Here is a 414-nt window from a genome sequence, read left to right on the forward strand (position 1 = left end):
AGCCGTCGAGAATCTTCAACTCGCCCTTGGTGTCGGCGAACACGACCAGCTTGGTGCCGAAGATCTCGACAGAGTGTGGCTGACCGTCAAGGAAGTTCTTGACCGGTCCCAGGCAGTGCCAACCCCGCGCATAGCGGTCTGGCAGGGCGCCGGTGTCGATCTCTCTGATGCCGGCATGTTCGGTAGTCACGGTGGGCCTCCCGTATCGGTGCTCTTAACTAGAACACGTTACAGTTTTTTGCGTCGTTCTGGCAATAATTGAGGCGTGACCTGGGGCATACCCGTGGTGAACAGGTTTTACTCTCGCTCCGGAAGTCCGATCCGCAGGGCAATCTGCTGCATCCGGCCGACACTGGCCACTGTCTGCGGTGACACCGGATCATCGGGGTTGCTGTCGAACTCCAGGCGCACCAC

At 59.4% G+C, this 414-nt stretch carries 1 protein-coding gene; it reads right to left on the bottom strand.

Annotated features, from left to right (window positions below; all coding sequences use genetic code 11):
• Window positions 1-190 (bottom strand): Rieske 2Fe-2S domain-containing protein (locus IMZ11_RS44420; RefSeq protein WP_374463292.1); only part of this gene is annotated, 190 nt, incomplete at its 3' end.
• Between the last annotated feature and the right edge of the window lie 224 nt (window positions 191-414).

Origin of the sequence: Microtetraspora sp. AC03309 (assembly GCF_020826795.1) — a bacterium.
Classification (GTDB): Bacteria; Actinomycetota; Actinomycetes; order Streptosporangiales; family Streptosporangiaceae; genus Microtetraspora; species Microtetraspora glauca.